The sequence below is a fragment of the Mycolicibacterium septicum DSM 44393 genome (assembly GCF_000455325.1).
Classification (GTDB): Bacteria; Actinomycetota; Actinomycetes; order Mycobacteriales; family Mycobacteriaceae; genus Mycobacterium; species Mycobacterium septicum.
In genome coordinates this window covers 2606997-2623723 of the sequence record NZ_HG322951.1, presented here as the reverse complement: position 1 = coordinate 2623723, position 16727 = coordinate 2606997, and the positions used below count along the sequence as shown (strand labels likewise).

The 16727-nt window shown below is 63.0% G+C and carries 16 protein-coding genes; 2 read left to right on the top strand and 14 right to left on the bottom strand.

Going from position 1 to position 16727, the window contains the following annotated elements; genetic code table 11:
• The first annotated feature begins 13 nt into the window (after positions 1–13).
• The gene (locus tag TX88_RS35640; protein WP_084622001.1) at positions 14–616 is read left to right on the top strand and encodes a hypothetical protein; all 603 of its coding nucleotides are present in this window, start codon (positions 14–16) and stop codon (positions 614–616) included.
• A 540-nt stretch (positions 617–1156) separates the two neighbouring features.
• On the opposite strand, the gene TX88_RS12365 is transcribed toward TX88_RS35640, so the two are convergent.
• The 3 genes from TX88_RS12365 to TX88_RS12355 are packed head-to-tail and all read right to left on the bottom strand — an operon-like array spanning position 1157 to position 3934.
• Positions 1157–1819: a nitroreductase family protein gene (locus TX88_RS12365; RefSeq protein ID WP_084622000.1), complete on the bottom strand. Its 663-nt coding sequence runs from the start codon at positions 1817–1819 to the stop codon at positions 1157–1159.
• A 35-nt stretch (positions 1820–1854) separates the two neighbouring features.
• Positions 1855–3339 (bottom strand): aldehyde dehydrogenase family protein, encoded by a 1485-nt coding sequence (locus TX88_RS12360; RefSeq protein ID WP_044517124.1) that lies wholly within the window; start codon positions 3337–3339, stop codon positions 1855–1857.
• Positions 3340–3370: 31 nt separating this feature from the next.
• Complete coding sequence (locus TX88_RS12355; RefSeq protein WP_044517122.1) at positions 3371–3934, bottom strand: nuclear transport factor 2 family protein; 564 nt, start codon at positions 3932–3934, stop codon at positions 3371–3373.
• Between the two features lie 129 nt (positions 3935–4063).
• Here TX88_RS12355 and TX88_RS12350 point away from each other — a divergent pair, with 129 nt between their 5' ends.
• Positions 4064–4711 carry a TetR/AcrR family transcriptional regulator gene (locus TX88_RS12350; RefSeq protein WP_044517121.1) on the top strand — a complete coding sequence of 216 codons (648 nt, stop codon included), beginning with the start codon at positions 4064–4066 and terminating at the stop codon, positions 4709–4711.
• 12 nt (positions 4712–4723) lie between these two features.
• Here the strand turns inward: TX88_RS12350 and TX88_RS12345 are convergent, their stop codons facing one another.
• The 11 genes from TX88_RS12345 to TX88_RS12295 all read right to left on the bottom strand — a co-directional run bounded on the left by TX88_RS12345 (position 4724) and on the right by TX88_RS12295 (position 16721).
• The gene (locus tag TX88_RS12345; RefSeq protein WP_044519353.1) at positions 4724–5902 is read right to left on the bottom strand and encodes an acyl-CoA dehydrogenase family protein; all 1179 of its coding nucleotides are present in this window, start codon (positions 5900–5902) and stop codon (positions 4724–4726) included.
• Positions 5903–5956: 54 nt separating this feature from the next.
• Entirely contained in the window at positions 5957–6517 is a 561-nt protein-coding gene (locus tag TX88_RS12340) for an NAD(P)H-dependent oxidoreductase (protein ID WP_044517120.1), read from the bottom strand.
• Positions 6514–7890: an NtaA/DmoA family FMN-dependent monooxygenase gene (locus tag TX88_RS12335; RefSeq protein ID WP_044517118.1), complete on the bottom strand. Its 1377-nt coding sequence runs from the start codon at positions 7888–7890 to the stop codon at positions 6514–6516. Before TX88_RS12335 ends, TX88_RS12340 begins: the two co-directional genes overlap by 4 nt.
• 97 nt (positions 7891–7987) lie before the next feature.
• Complete coding sequence (locus TX88_RS12330; RefSeq protein ID WP_044519352.1) at positions 7988–9037, bottom strand: DUF7064 domain-containing protein; 1050 nt, start codon at positions 9035–9037, stop codon at positions 7988–7990.
• Positions 9034–9801, bottom strand: coding sequence for an SDR family NAD(P)-dependent oxidoreductase (locus TX88_RS12325; RefSeq protein ID WP_044517117.1), 768 nt, complete (start codon positions 9799–9801; stop codon positions 9034–9036). Before TX88_RS12325 ends, TX88_RS12330 begins: the two co-directional genes overlap by 4 nt.
• 3 nt (positions 9802–9804) lie before the next feature.
• Positions 9805–10992: a sulfotransferase family protein gene (locus tag TX88_RS12320; RefSeq protein ID WP_044519351.1), complete on the bottom strand. Its 1188-nt coding sequence runs from the start codon at positions 10990–10992 to the stop codon at positions 9805–9807.
• Between the two features lie 114 nt (positions 10993–11106).
• Complete coding sequence (locus TX88_RS12315; protein WP_110917929.1) at positions 11107–12984, bottom strand: Tat pathway signal sequence domain protein; 1878 nt, start codon at positions 12982–12984, stop codon at positions 11107–11109.
• Positions 12985–13085: 101 nt separating this feature from the next.
• The gene (locus TX88_RS12310) at positions 13086–13496 is read right to left on the bottom strand and encodes a MarR family transcriptional regulator (RefSeq protein WP_044519350.1); all 411 of its coding nucleotides are present in this window, start codon (positions 13494–13496) and stop codon (positions 13086–13088) included.
• Positions 13497–13547: 51 nt separating this feature from the next.
• Entirely contained in the window at positions 13548–14474 is a 927-nt protein-coding gene (locus tag TX88_RS12305) for a TIGR03564 family F420-dependent LLM class oxidoreductase (RefSeq protein ID WP_044517113.1), read from the bottom strand.
• A 10-nt stretch (positions 14475–14484) separates the two neighbouring features.
• The gene (locus TX88_RS12300) at positions 14485–15369 is read right to left on the bottom strand and encodes an SDR family NAD(P)-dependent oxidoreductase (protein WP_044517111.1); all 885 of its coding nucleotides are present in this window, start codon (positions 15367–15369) and stop codon (positions 14485–14487) included.
• Complete coding sequence (locus TX88_RS12295) at positions 15369–16721, bottom strand: cytochrome P450 (RefSeq protein WP_044517109.1); 1353 nt, start codon at positions 16719–16721, stop codon at positions 15369–15371. The genes TX88_RS12300 and TX88_RS12295 overlap by 1 nt, the downstream gene beginning before the upstream one ends.
• Positions 16722–16727 lie beyond the last annotated feature (6 nt).

Here is a 16727-nt window from a genome sequence, read left to right as displayed (position 1 = left end):
CCGAGACACGATGATGCTGAGCACTCGTCGTACCGGCGAGAGTCCAAACACTTCTGACGCGAAGTATCCGTTGGTATTTCTTGACACCGAGACCACCGGCCTACACCGGGACCGGCGGCCGTGGGAGATCGCGATAATCCGTCGGGTAGAAGATAGTCACTCACGCCTACTGCTATGTGTCGACATCGATGATCTGGATATTCAGAATGCTGACCCAGTTGGCTTGAGGATCAGCGGATTTCAGAAGCGCCATCCGCAAGTTCGGCTTCGACCACGACATTTCCCGAGGGTGTACCGAGCAGGTGACGCTGCAAGAATCGTGCAACACTGGACGGAGGGCGCGACGGTCGTCGGTGTGGTGCCAAGATTCGACACAATATGTCTGGCGGACATGCTCAGCCGTAGCGGCCTCGAGCCTTCCTGGCGACCGGACCTCGTAGATGTGATTACTCTCGCCAGAGCTGCCGTTGAGGCGAGCGGGCAGCAACCCAATCCCGACTTCGACTGTCTCTCAAGACAGTGCGGAGTGAAACCGCCGACATTCACCCAGCGCCACACCGCGCTGGCCGATGCTCGCTGGGCTATGCGTTGGTACGACAAACTCGCATCGTCCTGACTGCGGACGTTCACCGTGACGCAGGAGTCCGTTACCGAAACACTCTGACTGACGCAGAATCACCCTCGATATGCGGCTCGTCGCCGGAGCCTTCTTGCAACGGTTCCCAGCTAGCCAGCCTCCTCAGTCTCACAGCCGACCTTCGTTGGGTTTGACGCTTCACGGTTTGGAGCGCAATACCAGTGCGATCGTTCAGGCTGCAATCCACCTGCGCGGCGACTCCGTCGTCAGCCAGTAGTGGCAGAGTCCGGCATCGTTACTTCCTCGAAGTCGTTAGGCCAGTGCCTGTTGCACTCGTCCTAACTGTTGGGCCGCCACCCATTTCACTGCACGTTGCACGAGCGCGGCATCTTCTTCGCAGAAGCATGGCAGGTCGGCACACGCCGCCGTAGCTACTCTTTCGAACCGTCGTCGGCCGGATGCAGCGTCACATCCGAATCGCGGGAATGTGTCTTCATCGCTGGGCCCGCCGAACGGTGCCCAGGTCAGAAAGAAGTGAAGCAGGTGCCGGTCGAACTCGTTAAGTGCCCGGGCTTTCACCTAAACCTCCTCAGCCGCGGTAGTGGCTGCTTCGCTGCGCTCTGCGACTTTGCGGTCAAGCGAGGTGCGCGATCGGTGGTTCCAACGGTCGATGTCGACGGCCTCACGAAATGGGTGACGCTTGACTTCTCCGTGGCTGCCCCGTGGCCATCCGATGACGACGTGGCCGGCGATCACCCAATCATCGGGCACACCGACAGCCTGTCGCAGGAGCTGCTCTCCCCCATAGGCGGCCCAACTGGTAGGGCAGGCACCTAATCCTTGCGCGCGGGCGGCAAGCAGGAAGTTCTGCATAGCCGGGAAGATGGAGCCGCCCAGGAGGAAGTCGCTGGTGGCTGGCAGTTTCTGCTGGACGAAGAGTACCGAGGTGTGTTCACCCGCACGGTCGTGCAGGTCGTATATCGCGCGATAGGACCGAGCACGAGCGCTGCGGTCGGCGGCATCGGGACGGCTCATGCCGTAGACGGGCTCGATAACGGACAGAGCCTGGACCGCCGCACGGGCGACCGCCGCCCTCAGCTCGGGCGACCGCAGCACCACGAAGCGCCAGCACTGCGCGTTGGCACCCGAGGGAGCCCACGTCGCGGCTTCCAGGCACCGGTCCAGTGTGTCCTCATCAACAGGCTCTGAGGTGAACCGGCGGATCGAACGCGCGGTGGCCATGACCTCCCAAATGTCACTACTCATAGGTGGGCTGTCTATTCGGGTAGGCCGATGGTTTTGATGGCCAGATACTCCTGGTAACCGTGTGGCCCGTTGCGGTAGCCCAGGCCGCTCTGTTTGGTGCCGCCGAAGGGACTGGTGATCCCAAAGTGACTCTTGCCGTTGATGGTCACGTTGCCGGTCCGCATCTGCTTGGCGATAGCCATTGCACGATCGGTGTCTGCGCTGCTGACTTCTCCGGAGAGTCCGTAGATTGTGTTGTTGGCGATCGCGACGGCCTCATCGTCAGTGTTGTAAGGCGTGACGGTGAGGACTGGGCCGAAGATTTCTTCCTGGGCGATGTGCGCATCAGGGTTGACATCGGCGAGCAAGGTGGGCTGGGTGTAGTACCCGGCACTCAGACCCTCTGGGATGCCACCGCCGGTGAGCAGGCGCGCACCAGATTCCACGCCCTCCTTGATAAGCCCGAGAACTTTTCGTTGTTGAGCCGCACTGATTTGGGGACCCTGCATGATGCCGGGCATCCAGGGGTCTCCGACAGGAAAGTTCTCCATCGATGTCTTGAGGATCGCCAGGCCTTCGTCGTAGCGGCTGCGTGGCAACAGAATTCGGCTGGGCAAGATGCAGCTTTGTCCTGACATCACGCATGCCATCATCGCGGCCAGTGGCAGTGCCGAGTTGAAGTCGGCGTCATCAAGGACGATGTGGGCCGACTTCCCTCCGAGTTCGAGCAGGGTTTTTTTGACCGTTGGCGCGGCGGCGGCCAGGATGGATCGGCCGGTGGCGGTGGATCCGGTGAACGTGATCATGTCCACCCGCGGGTCAGCAGTCAGCGCGGCGCCCACTTCGTTGGCATTGGAAGTGACGACGTTGAAGACCCCCGGCGGGATATCGGTGTGTTCGGCAACGATGCGTCCCAGTTCGGTTCCCGACCAGGGGGTCAGCTGGGCCGGTTTGAGCACCACCGTGTTGCCCGCCATCAAAGCCGGCACGGTTTCGGCGATGTTGAGGTAGAACGGGACGTTCCAGGGCGTGATCGCTCCGACAACTCCAACCGGTTCGAAGTGCAGTTTGCGCCGAGCGGGGCCGAGATGTGTGTCGTGGATACCCGTGTCTTGCAGGTATTCGAAGGCGCGGCCGTGCTCGGCCCAGTGTTTCACCTCAGCGATCGGGTCTTCGATCTGGCTGCCGGACACCGACACCGGACAACCAACTTCGGTGATCAGGACGCGACGAAGGTGCTCTTTCTCGCGCTCCAGCGCCTCATGGAGCTGGGTCAAGCAGTGATACCGAAAATCGACGTCGCGGGACCAGTCGGTGGTCTCGAACGCATGGGCGGCGGCGGCGACGGCACGGTGCATGTCGGCGACCGACCCGTCGGATACCTGGCCGACGACTTCTCCGGTAGCCGGGTGCTCGACGTCGAACAAGGACTCATCATCAGTGATGTGTAATTCGCCACCGATGAGCATCCTCGGGTCGCCCGCTAAGATCCCGGAGTCAGTGTCAACTGCCATCATTTTTGCCTATCTACCTTGGATTTCGAATTGGCTACCAGCGCGCGGGCGCCGGGGTCTCGATGGTCAACGGGCGCTGGTAGGACAGGTCTGTGCGATCCCGCGTCCCGACTAGGTAGCCCTTTTCCGTGAAGAAGCTTGACTGCAGCACTCTCGCATCCGCCAAAAACATTCCTTCGACCGTCGATCGACGAACAACTATGCGCCACTGGCCATCTCGGCGTTCAAGCCGGTCGATGTATCGACCGGTGATGAATTGTGCGCTCTTGCCGTCGGTTCCGATGAGCACGACGATGACGTAGCTTTCCGCGTGCGCGGTGTCGCCGGCGATTTCGCAGGTGTGCGTGGTGATGTTGTGGGTGTGCACGCGGGAGGTTTCGGCGTGAGTCGCATTGGCCCAGCCTCCATACTCGGGTCCCGCGTTGACAGCATGACCGTGCTCATCGACACCATCGCGGTGGTAGGCGGCGGTGATCAGATCGATGTCGTGGCGGTCGCAGCCGCGAGCATGTCGAGCTACGCAGTCCAGGATCTCGGTGCGATCCAGCAGGTAGCGCACATCGCGCTGCAGCGTGTCCAAGGTGGCATCGATAGTCATCGGACTCCTGGTATGTCGGGTGGCTTATACCGCGCGCCGTGGGTGCGGCGGTGACGATGAAATGAGACTATACGACCGTACAGCAGGAGGCGAGTGTCAAAATGCTTATACCGACCGAACGGGGAGACCATGCCAGCATCGTCGCGACGGGTGGGTGCCGCCACCTCCAAGACCAGGGATAGCTTGTTGGACTGGGTGGAGAAGATGATGCTCACCGAGGGCTATGCGAGCGTGAGCTATCGCGCACTGGCGACAAAAGCCGGGGTCACGCCCAGTCTGGTGCAGTACTACTTCCCGACTTTGGACGACATCTTCATCGCCGCGATCCGGCGGTATTCCGACCGTGGCATCGCCCATCTTGGCGCCTTGCTTGACCAGCGTGCCGAGGATCCGCTGCGCGCGGTTTGGGAGTACAGCTGGGAGGAGGCCAGCGGCGCCTTGATCACCGAGTTCATGGCTCTGGGCAACCATCGCAAGTCGATCCGGGCTGAGATCGCCAAGGTCACCGAGACGGTACGCACAATGCAACTGGAGGCACTGGTCGCCAAGTTTGGCGCTGATGCCCGACCGGTCGGTGATCTGTCGCTGCCTGCGCTGCAGATTCTGTTGTCCGGCCTTCCCAAGTTCCTCAATCTCGAGGAAGGTATCGGCGTGAAGTCGGCGCACGCCGAGGTTACTGAAGCCTTTGAGCGCTACTTGGACGCGGTGGAGCCGCGAGTGGCACCTCCGAAGAAGAAGGCCTCGCCGCGGCGGCGTAAGGCTCCAGCTGCGGGATAGCAGGTCGATCACCTACTCGCGCGGAAGACCCAACACTCGTTGGGCAATGATGTTGCGCTGAATCTCTGAGGTTCCTCCTGCGATCGTCGCACCGAAACTGCGCAGATACCGGGTGAACCAGCTGGTCGTGTAACTCTCCAGATGATACGGCGAGAACGGGCTTGTCATGGCGGGATCACGCAGCGCCTCGGCCCCGTGCCCGTTGAAAGCCGCATCGGCAGCGGCTTGAATCGCTTCGGATCCCATCAGTTTCAACACTGACATCGTCGAGGGGTCTCCCACTCCTCGCGTTGCGCGTGAGAGTTCTGCCGAACCCATCAGGCGCAGCGCCCAGTCATCCATGACCAACTTCGCATAGGCATCGCGGTCCAGATCGGTGACCGGAACCCAGTCATCGATGAACTCTTTGAGCCGATCAGCGTAGCTGAGCCACAGCAGAGTGCGCTCGTGTCCCAACGACCCGTTGGCAACGAGCCAGCCGCCGTTGAGTTCTCCGACGAGATTCTCGGCGGGCACGTGCACATCGGTGAAGAACACCTCGTTGAAGTCGACGTCGTCGAGTCCGCACGCGGAGGGGAACGGCCGGCGGGTAACGCCGGGCAGATCCGTGGGAATGAGCAACACGCTGATGCCCTTGTGTTTTGGGGCATCCGGGTCGGTCCGAACAAGGGTGAATAGGACATCGGCGTCATGCGCTCCCGATGTCCATACTTTCTGTCCGTTGACCACAAAATGGTCGCCGTCGCGAATTGCGCGTGTACGCAAGGATGCCAGGTCAGACCCCGCACCCGGCTCGCTCATTCCCAATGATGCAGTCATCTCGGCACGAAGGATCGGGATGGCCCAACGGCTCTGTTGATCTGGCGTGCCGAAGTGGATGAGCGAAGCGGCAATGATGCCCACACCTTGCGGATTGAATGTTTGGTAGATGCGCCGCTTGGACAGTTCCTCGAAATAGACATACTGCTCGATGACAGTGGCGTTGCGACCGCCGAACTCGGGTGGGTACCCGGGCTGCAGCCACCCGTGATCGAACATGAGCCGCTGCCATTGACGCGCCCAGCCGGGCACGTGCGAGCTGGACGAGGGCCGCTCTGCGCACGCCAGCAGCGCGTCGGGCAGATGAGCATCCAGGAACTCCGTGAACTCGGCACGGAATTCCTCCACGGTCTGATCGAATTCGAGCTGCACCACGTCTCCTATCGTCGAGAGCTCACCATTGACAACGTTTAGAACGACAACGCTTCACGAGGGGTGCGCTGCCGCGCTCAGGTCGCCAAGCACCTGTCTCAGGTCGGCGAGCAGTACCGGTGGCACCTCGAAAGGCTTGTCCTCCAACGCCTTGGCGGGTATTGACACGTGAACGGTGTCGATGATGCGGGGGCCGGCGATGCTCAACGCCTTTCGCGTGTCGTCGTGGGCCCACACACCGCCGTACTGGCCCAGGGACGTGCCTACTACCGCTGCCGGCTTGCCCTTCAGCGGGCTACGGCCGTACGGGCGCGACAGCCAGTCGATGACATTTTTCAGCCCGCCTGGGATGGTGCCGTTGTATTCGGGGGTCACGACGAGCAGCGCATCGGCGTGCGTGGCCAGTGAGCGCAGTTGCACGACGGCGCCCGCCACCTCGGCGTGGTCGAGATCCTCGTTGTACAGGGGCAATTCGGCGATGTGTTCAAAGGGTTTCATCGTGACGCCGGGCGGTGCGTTCGCGGTCATGGCCTCAGCCAGCCTTCGATTGGTCGACGCCGCACGCAGACTGCCGACCAATACCAGGATCGTGGTGGGGCAAGATTTGGCGGTCATCCGTTGCTGAACATGCCGCGGTAGCCGTACGCCGGGTGACGTTGGCTGATGTCGGCGGTGGGAGATTCGAATAACTTCTCCCGCAGCGTTCCCGGCCGGTACTCGTTCTGCATCAAGCCTTTGTCTTGAAGCACCGGAACCAGGTGTGTGAAGAAGTCGTCGTAGCTTTCGGGCATCAATGCGTTCATCACCTGGACACCGTCGACGCCGGCTTTCTGGTACTCGGACAACCGTTTGGCGATGGTTTCCGGAGAACCCACCACCATCTGGGGCAGCGACAGCGAGGTCAGGAAGTCTTTGATCGTCGGCGTGGCGCCGTCGGGCCAGGCATTGATCACTGACAGGAACGCACCTCGTATACCCGGGATCTCATCGATGATGTCTTCCAGCGCCGTGGCGGGGTCGTAGCGGCCCAGATCTAACCCGCTGAGGCTGGCGAAGTAGGCAGTCTGAGCTTCCGCGCTGCGGAACTCTTCCAGTTCAGCCCATTTGCGATAGGCCTCTTCATCAGTCGATCCGATGATGAACATCATGCCCTGCAAGAAGAGGATGTCGCCGTCTTGTCGGCCACGCTCGCGCGCCAATCCGCGGACCGTATCGACTTGCTGGGTAATGGTTTCCAAAGTCATTGCGGAAAGGAACATCAGTTCAGCGTGGCTGCTGGCGAACTCCAGGCCCGCCGGCGATCCGCCCGCCTGGGCCAGCACCGGGGTGCGCTGGGGCGAGGGCTGCATGAGGTTGAAGCCTTCGACGCTGTATCGCTTGCCCTCATGGTGAATGTCGTGAATTTTTGTCGGGTCTGCGTAGACGCCGGCGTCGGGATCGTTGACGATGGCATCGACATCCCAGGAGCCTTCCCAGAGTTTGTAGGTGACATCGACATACTCCGCGGCCCAGGCATATCGTTCCTCATGCGACGGACTGGTGGGCAATCCCAAGTTGCGGAAGGCTTTTTCGTTGGCTGAGGTGACGATGTTCCATCCGATCCTGCCGTTGCTCAGACTGTCCAGCGTCGACACCGCGCGCGCGAAGACAAACGGGTGATGTTGAATCACCGAACTCGTGTACAGGAAGCCCAGATCGGTGGTCTGTTGGGCCATGGCCGGGATCACCATGGTGCAGTCCCCGATCGGCACGTTCATCGCCATCTCGAAGATCACGTCGCGCGAACCGTTGTATTCACCTTGCACACCGATCACATCGGTGAAGAAGAACGCGTCAACCTTCGCTGCTTCAGCCTTCTTGGCCAGATCGACCCACAGATCGAAGCTGCTGAAGTCTCGGTTCCGGGCGCGTGGGTGGCGCCAAATGCCGTGAAAATTATGGCCGATCGAGTCCATCAGCAACAGGGTGAAGATCATGCGCTTGGGCATGGGTACCTCATTTCCGCGTGAGCAATGAATGGGATGCTGTACGAATGTATGGCATTAGTGGGTGCTGTCTGACGGAAATCTGGGATCTGGGCTCCCGCTACGGCTTCCAGGTTGCGAGCAGCGCCGGGATTTCCCGCGGCGGTGTGGAGCGTTCCAGGGCTCCGGAGGCGGTTTCCTCGCCCCAGCGGTACCGGACACCGGCTTGGTGCAGTGCGGCCAGCGCGTTGTCGGAATGAGGATCGCCGAGGTTGAAAACCGACACGGTGGTCACGCCGTCGATGTTCACTGTTCCCAGCTCTGACTCAAGCACCAGCGACACATCGTCGCCGATCTTCGGTGCAGCTGAAAGCCACGGCGCCCGGACGACGCGTGCCGGAACGAGTTTGCCGTCGCCGTTGAACACATAGCCCTCGTTGTAGGTGCCCGTGCCATCGGGGTTCGGCCGGTAGGCGACATAGCCGAACCCGCGACCGCTGGGAAACGTAGCCGATTGTTGACAGTGCCCCCAGAAGCCGGCCATGTCGCGCGGGCCCTGGCGGCGAACGCGGGTGCCGCTTCCGCTGAAGGCATGCTCCTCGCCATCGACGCGGACATACCCTTCGGCGCGGAAGAGTTGTTCGAACCGATTTCCTCCCATGAATCCGCCTTGTACGGCGGACTTGAGGTGTTCGGCAGCGGCCACCGAAAGCGAACCATTGAGCCAGGGTGGGGCGACCATGGTGGCGCGCAGATGAAATTGCAGATGCGCTGGCCGACCGCCTCGGTCACCGGCCAGCAGCGCCGCCGTGGTGGTGGCCGTCGCCGTGCCGTCGAACGTCGCTGTCGACACCGCGAAGGGTTCGACACAGTGAAACCGCAAGGGGCCGGCGCCCAGAACGCTGGCCGATCCGTCTGCGGCAAGCGGTGAATGTCTTGGGCCGGATTGTCGGACGCGGAAGACTCGCCCGTCAGCGAACGCCAGATTCACCTGGTATTGATGTTCGGCCCATTTCGCGCCGACGGCTTCGATGCCGATCCTGGGCAGTCCGATGAATCCGCTGTCGTCGTAGGCCCAGAAACTGGTGGAATCGCGGATCTCAGGCGCGGGCGGGTCGACGAGAAAGTACTCGCGATCCGCACCCAGGCCGCCGCTGAGATCGATGCTCATGGGCGCGGTTTGGCTGCCGGCGTCGGCCATGGCGCCCGGACAAAAAGTCCGCCATCGAGGTGAATGACTTGGCCGGTGATGATGGAAGCGCGGTCAGACAGCAAGAAGACCACGGCCTCGCCGATCTCCTCGGCAGTCGGCGAGCGTCCGAGGCAATTCAGCTCCGCTGCTGCCGCTCCGACGGGCCCCTCCAGCACAAAGGGCAGCACGGCGTTGGCGCGGATGCCTTCGCGGCCATACTTTCCGGCAATGAAACGGGTCACGGCGTTGAGGCCGGCTTTGGAGACTTGGTAGCCGAATCGGGTGTCTCCGGCCACAATCGAGGCCGCTGACGAGGTAAGCACGAACGATCCGCCGCCACGCTCGATCATGGCGGGCACCGTACGGCGGGCAATGCGCACCGCAGAGTTCAGATTCACCTCCATGGAGGTATCCCAGACGTCGTCATCGATGTCGATGGAGGCTTGCCTGTTGTCGTAGAAGGCAGCGTTGAAGAACACGGTGTCGATGGCGCCCAACTGGGCGCGGGTGGCATCGAGGGCTGCCTGCACCTCGTCGTCGCGGGTGAGATCGCAACGAACGGCGATCGCGTCCCCGCCCGCCGCCCGAACCTCGGCGGCGATCTTCTCGGCAACCTCAATGCTGCGAGCGGCCAGGGCCACCCGCGCGCCTTCGCGTGCGGCGATGTGGGCGGTGGCAGCTCCAATCTGTGGGCCGGCGCCGGCCAGGAAAAGTACACGCCCGCTCAGTATTCCGTCGGTCACAATTCAGTCCAGAGTCTCGGAGGGGATGTCGAAGAATTCTTGGTAGGGGCGGGCGCGCTCGCGCCACTCCTGCGGGTCCAGGCCGGTGGCCGCAAAGGTATAGCGGTGCCCGCCGCGCCTGTCGTGCTGATCTGCGGCCAGAAAGTCGGTGGCGCGGCGGTGCACGTCGTCCGTGAACGGCATTCCCAATTCGTTGTAGACGTGTTCGACGGTGCCGACCTGGTCACGCATGAAATCGGCGAATCGGATGTCCACGACTCGGGAGGGGTCCACCGTGCCATCGCGGCGCGCCATCACCGACCGGTTCAAGCCGTCGATGATGCGCTCAGCCCACTCGCGGGCGATCTCGGTGGGGTCGACGTGATTGCTGGTCGTGCCGCGCAGCGTGGTGTACATCGAGGTCACCGAGGCGATGATGCGCAGCGGATCGCGATGCGTTTGCACTAGCAGCGCACCAGGGTAGGCGGTGTTCAGTTCACCCAGGGTCCAGATGTGACCAGGCGACTTCAACACCCATCTTCTAGCCGGGTGTCGGGATTGCAGATGCTGCAAAAAGGTTCGGTGCCATTCGTAGGCAGGGCGGTGGTCGGCCTCATCGAAGACCCAGTCCGCGTAGCTGGGGACGCGGTACTCGGTGGCGAACAGGATGCTGCGAAAGGCGGAGGTGGTCAGGCACACGCACTCCTGCCCTAGCTGCGCCCCCATGGGGTGCATGCCGAACAGTTCAGGCATCGCCGCTCCGACGGCACCGATGCGTGCGTTGACAGCAGCGATGCGCGGGTCCGTCTCGTAGGTAGCAGATTCCGGTGGCGGACAGGGCCGTTCCACTTCCCATGTGAGAGGCACCCTGGCGGCCGGATCCTGAGCCAACAGGTCATGCAGGATCGTGGTACCGGTGCGCGCCTGACCCACAATGACTACCGGTGGGGTAACTTCGGCCTGCGCGATCTGCGGGTGAGTCTTGCGGTAGGCCACGATGCCCAGGCGTGCGGTGAGCAAGTACTTCAGTTCTTTCTGCGCCGCGAGCACACCGACGGCGTTGAGTGCCGCCTCGTGAGTCAGGGCGTCTACCAGTCGCCGCAGCCCTTCGTGCCAGTCGTCGGAGCCGAAGTCCTCAAATCCGGTCGCCACCATCGCCGCGTCGATCAATCGGTCGACGTCGATCGTCTCCGCACAAACATCCGAGCCCATGCACGGCACTGTACACCCGTACAGCATGGGTGGGAATAGTGTCGGTCTGTCTGGTGAACAGGCGAGGCGCCTGCTCGGCTCGTGGCGACCTTCGAACCAGTGGAGGCGAGCAGCTCAGGGAACTACGACTACCCGCATGCGACCCAGCCCATCGACACCGGTGAATGCTGATTGCGGAGCGTCGTTGCGGTGCAATCTGATTCGCACGGCGGGATAGTAGGTGCCCGGCGTCGAGTAACTGGCGGTGTGAGTCAACAGGTGCTGCCTGTCGACCGCTGTGTCGATGGGGGCGAAGTGGCCGTCTCCAGTTGCATCCCATGCGGCCTCGGTGATCACACCGGCCTCCGGTGGAAGCGTGACGGTGGCATCGAAACGAACTTGCTCACCTACGTGCGCCATCGCGCGGCGGTCGCCCTTGACGGTGAGGTCGACGATCGGTTGCACCCCGCCTCGTTCGTCGGCGCTCGACGGATGCACTTGGCCGTCAGTGACCGTGTAACGGCTGGAGCCAGGGGGCGCAACGCCGTCTTCAGCCCATGCTGCGACGTCGAGCAGCGCGCGTTCGATTACTCCGGTGTAGTCGATGAGCCGCGGTGTGCGTTGTGGTGCAATGTGATCGGCGTCGTCGCTGTACCACAACCGGAAGTTGTCGTCGTAGTTGTCGCCGAGCGCGCTACGGACTTGATGGGCGTACCAGTCGCCGTGCCAGGGAAACGCATCGGTATCGAGCAGGTTGCTCACAGCGATGACCTTGCCGTGAATTGCGCCGGTGTGGGCGCCCCCTTCGCTGACTTGCTGGGAGATGGTCGCTCCGGCCAGTAGTGGGCGCTGCGGGTACCGCGCGCTGCCATCGGGGTTTCGGTATTGGTCATAGGGGGCGAATCCGGCGCTTGCGGCTGGCAGTTGGTGGCGGGGATAGCTTGTTAGTGCCACATACCAACTGTTGTTCAGATGCACCCGCGCTCCGACATGTAGCGCCACGCGAGTGGCTTCGGGAGTGTCTTGGCCGACTATGAGCGTCCGGGCAAGCGGGTCCCACTGACCCATCACCGCGTCTGCCTCCCCTGCCCCGGCCGGCGAAACATCGACGCCGCCTTGATACCCGCGGTCGACAATGCCGTCGACCGACATGAGCGTCCGACCCTCGCGGGTGTCCACCCCGGTGATGGTGACCGTCTGATCGATTCGCGCGTCGCGGATTCGTTTCCCCAGCGCAGAGTTCTCTGTGCCCAGGTATCCGGGCTGGGTCCAGAAGTCGTTGCTGAACCCGGGGTCCATGTGTTTGATCATGGAGGCGAAGCCGAGCAGACCGTCGGGTGCGTCTAGGCCCAGGACGTAGCGGCTGTCCTCCCACGCGCGCAGCGGCACGCCGAGGCTGGTCACCTCGTGGAACGCTGCGCGTTCTGCCTCATCGAGACCGTCGTAGGGATTCCCGTCGCCACCGGGTGCGACCGCGTCAGCGATCTGGGCAGCCTTGTCCCGCAGCAGAAGCCGGGCGTACGAGCGAATGAAGAAGTTGTTCGGAATCGATGTGGGATCCCCGACTATGAACGGCACGCCGCCTGCCCAGACCCCGTCGGTGTTCTCCATCGCGGCGATCGTCTGGTAGGAACCACCACTGCCGCCCCAGATGTAGCCATGGATCGGTGCATCAGTCCCGTAGTAGCTACCGGCGATTGTGCGGGAGAATCTGGCCGCCGCCGCGTCCCCACGGTATCCGGCACTGGCATTGGTCTGCACCGCGTAACCACCACTAGCCTCGGCGAATCGTAGATTGCGCTCGGTGATCTGTTCATCTTCGAGCGGGTAGACATTCTGGAAGAAACGGCCATGCCAGTGGTCACGGGTGGGCAGGTAGACCGCGAACCGAACCTTGGTGCCCTCGAAGTGTCCTTTCACGCGGCGATGGACGATCGGTTCCGTGAGGTCGTCCTCTGCGTCGATCACGGCCGTGGCGAACTGGGGGTCGAGGCAGTCTGAGACGATGCGCATGGCGGTATCCCCTTCCGGTGTCGCGCATTCAGTTAACGCTGTCGACGGGGTCGTACACGCCGCAAGGCACAGGACGATCACCCCGAGCAGCGACGCAAGTTTCATGACAGGAACAGCTCGGAGAGTTCGTCGAGCAAGGCCAGAGTGCGCGCGACGTCACTGCCGGCGGGCAGAGCATCGGCGATGAGCTGCTCCATGGTCATGGTGCGGTCCTGGACCGCCTGCACCAGCTCGGCGCTCGGTGCCACCAAAGTGCGGCGGCGGTCACTGCCATCGACGGTGGTGGTCAGCAAGCCCTGTGCGGCCAACGTGGCCACACATTTAGAGACGTAGCCCTGGGTGAACCCGGTGCGGGCCACGATGTGGCGAATGGTGCTGCCCGGGTAGAGAACGACGTCGGTGAGGATCAATTGCTCCGCCGGGCCCGGCATGTCGTCTCCTGGTTGCGGCTCGACTTGTTTGGACAGCGCAATGAGCCGCTTGCCCAGGCGGTGCAGCTTCTGGCGGTCCACCGCACCAGGATACATTCCTAGAAATGCATTCCTAGTGATGCATCTAGGGCGCTAGCTGCGTGCAAGCTCGCCAAGCAGCGCGAGAGTTCGGCGCGCCGATGCCCGCCGCGCATCACGGTCGGCGCCGACTGCCACCGGCTGGGCCCAAATATCGGTTGCCCCGGCATCGAGCAGACGTTGCAGGCCGTCGCGCACGGTTTCCTCATCACCGACGATGGCCACATCGGCTGCCGAAGATCCGCCGCCGGCTTGGATGATCCGTTGGTAATTGGACATGTTCGCGTAGCCCGACGAGGTCGCGGCCACGGCTCGGCGGGCTTCATCGGCGTCGGTGTGCACTGCCACGGGGAGGCCGGCCACAATGCGGGGGGCCGGCGCCTCGGCGCGGGTGGCAGCTTCGCTGAGCGCAGGTGCAATTCGTTCCTCGATCGCCCTGGCGGCGGCCATCCACAGCACTACGCCGTCGGCGTGCCGACCGGCAATGCGGACCATCTGCGGCCCCAGGGCGGCCACAAGAACCGGGACCCGGTGCTCGGTCTGAGCCATCCGCCCCTGACCGTGCAACGACCAGTGCGCGCCGGTGAAATCGACAGCTTCTCCACGCAACAGCGCGGTAGTGAGGCGCAGATACTCCTCCGTGTTCTCCGCAACGCGGGTATAGGACAAACCGAGCACATCGCGGACCACAGGCGCATGTGACGGGCCGAGCCCCAGAGTCAGTCCCGGCCGTCCCATCGCGTTGGCCGCCGCAGCCACGCGATTAGCTTGCAGCAACGGATGGCACGGGTAGGTCTGCAGCACCGCCGTGCCCAGCTCGATCGATGTGGTGGCCCTCCCGGCCAGAGCCATGGCCACCAAGGGATCTCCTGCTACGCCACTGGCGTACCACAAGGCACTGAAGCCATCTGACTCTGCTTGAACGGCTTGGGCCACGATCTTGTCGACGGTGGCCCCGCCGCCGGTCAACCCGATGCGCACGCAGTTCCCCTCAACGCATCGTATGCGCGTACTGCGTGTGCGGGTGCACACCGAACATGTCGCGGTAGGACGGGGGCTGGCGCCCGTCCTCGTCGACGATCCCATACTTGACCGCCAGTTCGGCCCCGATGAGAGTCTGGCCGCTGACCTGCATCAAGTCCGGGTCGTTGTACAGCGCCCAGATGACATGCCCGGTCAGTTCGGGTGTTTCGGCGGTATCCAAGATATGACCGAACTTTTCGGGCTTGGCAGCGATGATCGCGCGTACCCGGTCGGTCAGAAGTGACCCCATCCAGATGGAGACCGCTGCGATGTCAAATTCACGCAGGTCGAAGGCCATGTCGGCGGCCATCTTGTCGGTGGCAGCTTTCGGGACTCCGTACGCCGGGCCGAAGGCGTAGTGGACTGCACCCGATGATGACGAAAAGGCCACCAGCCCTTTACGTTGCGCGAGCATGAGCGGGGCGGCATAGACGGTGGCGGCGTAGCTGCTGCGCAAGCCCACATCCAAGGTGTCGATGACATTGAGCGGCTCTTCCCAGAACTTCGTGCGGCCCATCATCTCGTCGCGGATGATCGCAGCGTTGTTGACCAGGATGTCGACGCGGCCGTGGTCGCGGCGAATCTGCTCGAACAGCGCCTTGACCTGCTCATCATCGCCGTGGTCGACCGCCACGGCGATGCCGTGCCCGCCCGCGGCGGTGACCCGGGCCGCGGTCTGGTCGATGGTGCCGGCGCGTGGGTCGGCAGAGCCGTCGCGGGTGCGGCCGGTGACATAGACCGTGCATCCATGGCTACCCAGCGCGTGCGCGATTCCGGCGCCGGCGCCGCGGCTGGCGCCGGTGACCACGGCAACGGGCGCGTCCTGTGTGTGCTCGTCGATTCCTGGGGCCATCAGTCGGTGATCTTCGCTGCTTGTTTGGATTCGGTGATCGGTCGCGCCAATCCCTGCTCATCGCAGATGATTTGCAGTTTCTGCACGGTCTCGGCGACGCCGGGTCCCAGCCGTTTGCCCGGGGTGAAGGTGGCCGGCAGGTGCCGCATGCCCTGGATGACGCCGATGGTGTCGTAGTGCACGGTGCCCTCGGCCACGCATTGGTAGTCCGGCATCCGGTCGAGCACGGCGGTGAGCATTGATTTGAACACCGTGCGCGCTACGTTGGAGCCGATGCATCGATGCACACCGAGTCCGAAGCTGAAGTGCCGGTTACCTTTTCGATCCATGACTACCTCATCGGGGTCGGTAAACACGGCCGGATCGCGGTTGGCCATCGCCCAGGACAGCCATAAGCGGTCACCCTCTTTGAGCACAGAGCCGCTGACTGTCATGTCTTCGGCCACCGTCCGCGCGTCGCCCGGCGCGGGGGTGAAGTAGCGCAGGAATTCTTCGGTGGCCGGGTTCAGCAGCTCGGTTCGATTGTCGCTGAGCCGGGTTCGCTGCTCGGGATGCTCTGCCAGCCACTCCAGTGCATGGGCGGTCAGCGCGGTGGTGGTATCGAAACCTCCACCGATGAGCAGGTTGAGCATGCCGAGCAGTTCGATGTCCTCCGGCGCTTCGCCATCGATCCGTAGTCTCGCCAGGGCGTCGATGATGCCCGGGCGGGGCTGTTCACGGATTTCGCCGAGGTTGGCGAACAAGTCCATCCCCATGGCCATATACAGCTCGCGCACTCGGGGCGCATCAGGAGAATCGGGCGGCGTGTACACCGACGCGTGCGCTGGTTCGTTATAGAGCGTCCATTTTTCCAGCCGCACTCCCAGCATGGCCAAGGTGAGCACTGCAGGCACGACGTTGGCCAGGTCGTCGACGAAATCGATGTGCCCGCTTTCGATGTGGTCATCGATGCAGGCCCGCACGATCTCGTCGACGAATGGCTCCCAGCGGCGCACTGCCGCCGGTGACAGATACGGGTTGAGCGCGGTGCGGTAGTAGCGGTGCTCGGGGTCGTCCATCTCCAGCATGCCGCCCCGGAAGTTCTCTGCTTCCACCATCAGCGGTATGGAGATTCCCTTGTAACCCCGGCGCTCGTTGCGCACGTCGTGGTCATTGGAGATGTGGGGGCATCGTGCCAGTTCGAACACCTCCTGGCTGCCCGCCGCGACCCAGTGCCCGTCGTAGGTATCGGTCCACGCGATCGGGCACCGCTGCTGCATCTCATGGGTGATATCAAGGAAGTGTTCGCGGTAATCCGCCGTGTGACGGTCGAAGTGATACCGCGATGGCTCGACAGGGGTCGAGGGGTCCATCGACTG